Here is a 4327-nt window from a genome sequence, read left to right on the forward strand (position 1 = left end):
TCGAGCGTCTGGAGGCGGCCGGTGTCGAGGACCTGATGGTCGAGGGCGGCGGGGAACTGATATTCTCGCTGTTCGCGGCGGAGTTAGTCGACGAGCTATCGGTGTACGTGGGGTCGAAGATAATCGGCGGTCGGGGAGGCCCCGACGCTCGCGGGACGGCTGTTCCCCCGTCTGTTGCTCGCCGGTGCGCTGGCGTACTTCCTGCTCGCGCCGCGGTTCTACTGGCGGGACGAGACCGAAGGGAAACGCTCTTAGCCCGAACAGACGCAACCGTTTCCTATGAGCAACGGGGACGACGAGCCAGCCGAAGACGCGCCCGACGAGGGGGCCGCCGACGGGGAGGACTCGCTACCGACCGACCCGGACGGTTTCCAACAGCGTCTGGACGGCCTGCAAGCGCGTCTGGACGCGGCCGAGACGGAGGCCGACCTCGACGACGTCGAGGCGGAACTGTCGGCCGTCGAGTCGGCGCTGTCCGAGGCCGACCTGCCCGAACCTGACGAGGACGAGGACGGGCTGGCCGAGGAGATTGAGAGTACCGTCGAGGACCTGACCGAGGAACTCGAACAACAGCGCGGCCCCTACGCCGAGGACGTGACCGCGCTGCTGGGCGAGGTGGCCAGCACCATCCGGGAGTCCCGCTGGACCGACGACGGCGCGGCGGATGTGGGGACCGCCGTCGATGCGTTCCTCGACAGCGCCGACGGGACGCTCTCGGCGACGGTCGACACCGACGGCGACGCCGCTGACCGACTAGACGACGTGGCTGGCACCATCGCCGACGCCGGGCTGGACGCCGACGACGACGCCGACACCATCGCTTCGCTGCTTGAGGCCGCCCAGACCCTCGAAGACGACGTCGAGGCCGCCGAGTCGTGGGAAGACCTGACCATCCGCGAGCGGATGACCGAGGAGGGCTTTTTCGACATCCTCGAGTCCGAGCGCCGGAAGGACTACCCCCCGGAGTGGAACGCGGTCAAACTGTACGAGAAACGCTACAAACACGAACAGGACGAAGAGTCCATCGAGTACATCCTGATGGCGATGGACAACCTCGAGTCGGACTTCATGGAGGAGAACATCCTCGACTCGCTGAAGCGCATCGGGCCGCCCGAGGCCTTCGACGCCGTCCTCCCGCTTGCGGAGAAGCGCAACAAACTGGCCATCGAAGTGCTCGGCAAGATAGGCAAGGACGAGGCCGTCGAACCGCTCGTCGACTTCATCGACGGCGAGGGCGACGCCGCCCTCCAGATCACGACGCTGCGGGCGCTCGGTGCCATCGGTAGCGAGGAGGCGACCCAAGCCGTTGGGAACCGACTGGCCGCCGAGAACGAGGACGTACGAAGCGCGGCCGCGCGGTCGCTGGGCCGTATCGGCGACACCCGCGCCGTCGACCCGCTATCGGACGTACTCGGCGACACCGAGGAGGTCGACAGCGTCCGGGCCAGCGCCGCGTGGGCGCTTAGACAGATCGGTACCGAGCGAGCGCTGCAGGCGGTCCGGGACAACGCCGACGACGCTTCCTACCTCGTCGAGGCCGAAGCGGAGAAAGTGACGCAGTCCTCCTAATTACTCGCCTGTCCCGAAGTCCTCGATGTCGTACCCCTCCCGAACCAGTTTGTCGCTGATGTAGAACTTCTCCAGTTTGCTGAGCGCGTCCCAGTCCATATGTTCGGGCGGGGACGCCTCCAGATCGTCGTACTTGGCGATGACGTCCTCGTTGACGAATCGCTCGAAGGAATCACACTCCGGGCAGTTGATCGAGATGTGCGAGACGTCAAAGCCCCGGGTGATCGTCGCGTCCAGACAGTTCGCACAGCGGTACGTGCGCTCGCGGGCCATCACGTGACGCTACGGCCCCGAGATGGGAGTATGCTGTGGTCGGCTCAGCCGCTGATCTCGTTCCACAGCGCCAAGGCGTCGAAGAGGTCACCAGCGTCGCCGTCCCCGTCGAAGTCGAACGCCGAGACGTTGTTCTGGATCAGGTCGCTGTCGCCGTTGTTGTAGTAGTCCAAGGCGTCGAAGAGGTCGGCGCTCCCGTCGCCGTTGACGTCCTCGAACTTCCCGTCACCGTCGATGTCCTGTGCCGGGTTCGACTGGCCAGGGAGGGCGGGTACTGCCGGCGAGGACGCCTCCTCGACGGTGACGGTCACGGTGTCGGTGGCGGCGTTGCCGGCCGCGTCGGTGACGGTCAGGGTCACGGTGTAGTTGCCGGGACTGTCGTAGGTGTGGGACGGAGCCGGTCCGGCGGCGACGGATCCGTCGCCGAAGTTCCACGTGTAGCTCTCGACGCCCACGTTATCCGTGGAGTTGCTCGCGTCGAAGGTGACAGAACTCCCGGCCTCGGCGGTAGCGTTCCCGCCAGCGTCGGCCGTCGGCGGGGTCGTGTCGACGGCCTCCTCGACGGTGACGGTTACAGTGTCGGTAGCGGTGTTGCCCGCCGCGTCGCTGACGGTCACCGTGGCCGTGTATTCGCCGGGGTCACTGTAGGTGTGGGACGGCTGAGCACCGCTCCCGCTGGCCCCGTCGCCGAACGCCCACTGGTAGCTCGTGATACCCTCGTTGTCGCTCGACCCGCCGGCGTCGAACCCGACCGACGTGTCCTCGTCGACTGTCGTGTCCGACCCGGCGTCGGCCGTCGGTGCGGTGCCGTCGACGGTGACGGTGGCGCTGCCGGTCGCGGTGGTTCCGTCGCTCTTCTCGACGAACGTGTCCAGCGCGTACTGGCCGTCGGCGGCGTCACCGGGAACCCTCAGCGTGAGCGTCACCGAGTGGGACCCGTCCTCGGACCAGACCCAGCCTTCAGAGCCCGGGTCGCTGTTTCCGAACGCACCGTCGTTGGTCCGGTCGACGACGGTCCAGCCGCCGGGTATGCTCGATACCTCCAGCGTCTGGCCGTCACTCACGTCGACCGAGATGGTAACTGTATCGCCCGGTGCAACTGTGCCGCCGTTCGCCGTGACGGTCGGTGCGGCGGCGGCCGGTACCGCCATCCCCGCGGCGACCATCACGACGGCGAGGAGTGCCGTCGCAGTCGTGTGCTGTCGTGACATTGGTATATTCGTGGGGCGAGACCGCCCCGAGTCGCTGGTTCGTCGTCAGTACTGTTCGTGATTGGACGGTTCAGTGCTTCGGTCTTGTTCCGAAAGAATCGCGGCGGCCCGAGGCCGAACGGTGGCCTCAGCCGCTGATTTCGTTCCACAGCGCCAGCGCGTCGAAGAGGTCACCGGCGTCCCCGTCGCCGTCGAAGTCGAAGCGACCGGGGTTGTCCCGGATGACCTCGCTGCCGCGCTGGTTGAAGTAGTCCAACGCGTCGAAGAGGTCGGCCGTTCTGTCGCCGTTGACGTCCTCGAAGCGGCCGTCACCGTCCGCGTCCCGCGGCGGCGCCGCGCTTCCGGGAAGCGGTTCCGGTCCGGGGACTACCTCGACGATGCCGCCGGCAGTCGAGAGCGCGTCGTACTGTCCGCCGTCGGCCGTCGTCACCGCGTCGGCGGTGAGAGCGACGTCGACGCGGCCCGTCTCGACGCCGGTCAGTCGCACGGTGGCGACGGTCACGTTCGACGCGGTGCTGTCGGCCGTCCCGCTGAGGACGACGGTCCGCGCCGACGGACGGTCGACGGTCCCGTCGGGCACCGAGGCGTTCGCGATAGTCGCGTTCCCGGTGGCGTTCGACAGCGACAGCGTGAGGGCGTAGCTCTCCACGCCCGAACTGCTGTTCGTGACTGCCACGTCGACCGCTCGGACGGACCCGTTTGCGACCGTCACGTTCGACGGGACGGTCGTCACCGTCGCCGTGTCCTCGGTCGCGTCGTCCCCGACGACGGTGACGGTCACCGAGTCGGTGTCGGTGTTTCTGGCCGGGTCCGCGACGGTCACCGTCGCGGTGTAGGTCCCCGGACTGTCGTAGGTGTGTGTGACGGTTTCGCCGGTCGCGGTCGACCCGTCGCCGAAGGCCCACTGGTAGCCGAGGATGGCCTGGTCGTCGGTAGACCCGGACGCGTCGAGAGTGACCGAATCGCCGACGGAGACGGTCACGTTCGGTCCTGCCTCGGCGGTCGGTGGCGTCGTGTCGCCGGCCGGTTGGACGACGACGGAGACGGTGTCGGTCGCGGTGTTGCCCGCGGCGTCTGCGACCGTCAGCGTCGCCGTGTACGCCCCGGGACTGTCGTAGGCGTGTGCCGGTACCGGTCCGATGGCCGTCGTCCCGTCCGCCGAACGCCCACTCGTCAGCTGACGATGCCCTCCGTTGTTCAGTCGAGGCCGACCCGTCGAAGGTGACCGTCTCGCCGACAGTCGTCGTCGCGTCGCCGCCCGCCGTCGGCCGTGG

General features: G+C 67.9%; 4 protein-coding genes and 1 pseudogene. 2 read left to right on the plus strand and 3 right to left on the minus strand.

Annotated features, from left to right (window positions below; translation table 11 throughout):
- Both GJ629_RS16450 and GJ629_RS14630 read left to right on the plus strand, forming a co-directional pair.
- Positions 1-143: pseudogene (locus tag GJ629_RS16450) on the plus strand (dihydrofolate reductase family protein); the annotation flags it as partial.
- A gap of 136 nt (positions 144-279) precedes the next feature.
- Positions 280-1569, plus strand: coding sequence for a HEAT repeat domain-containing protein (locus GJ629_RS14630; protein ID WP_157513685.1), 1290 nt, complete (start codon positions 280-282; stop codon positions 1567-1569).
- Here the strand turns inward: GJ629_RS14630 and GJ629_RS14635 are convergent, their stop codons facing one another.
- The 3 genes from GJ629_RS14635 to GJ629_RS14645 all read right to left on the minus strand — a co-directional run.
- On the minus strand, positions 1570-1842 hold the full coding sequence (locus GJ629_RS14635) for a hypothetical protein (protein ID WP_157513686.1): 273 nt from the start codon (positions 1840-1842) through the stop codon (positions 1570-1572). It abuts the gene before it with no gap.
- 44 nt (positions 1843-1886) lie between these two features.
- On the minus strand, positions 1887-3053 hold the full coding sequence (locus tag GJ629_RS14640; RefSeq protein WP_157513687.1) for a PKD domain-containing protein: 1167 nt from the start codon (positions 3051-3053) through the stop codon (positions 1887-1889).
- A 127-nt stretch (positions 3054-3180) separates the two neighbouring features.
- Positions 3181-4327, minus strand: a 1147-nt coding sequence (locus GJ629_RS14645) for a PKD domain-containing protein (RefSeq protein ID WP_157513688.1), incomplete at its 5' end; no start/stop codon positions are given.

The sequence above is a fragment of the Halapricum sp. CBA1109 genome (genome assembly GCF_009741825.1).
Taxonomy (GTDB): domain Archaea; phylum Halobacteriota; class Halobacteria; order Halobacteriales; family Haloarculaceae; genus Halapricum.

What these genes read in the sequence shown, in the direction of transcription:
- GJ629_RS14640 (WP_157513687.1), bottom strand. Translation starts at nt 3,053, where the DNA reads ATGTCACGACAGCACACGACTGCGACGGCACTCCTCGCCGTCGTGATG.
- GJ629_RS14630 (WP_157513685.1), top strand. Translation starts at nt 280, where the DNA reads ATGAGCAACGGGGACGACGAGCCAGCCGAAGACGCGCCCGACGAGGGG.
- GJ629_RS14635 (WP_157513686.1), bottom strand. Translation starts at nt 1,842, where the DNA reads ATGGCCCGCGAGCGCACGTACCGCTGTGCGAACTGTCTGGACGCGACG.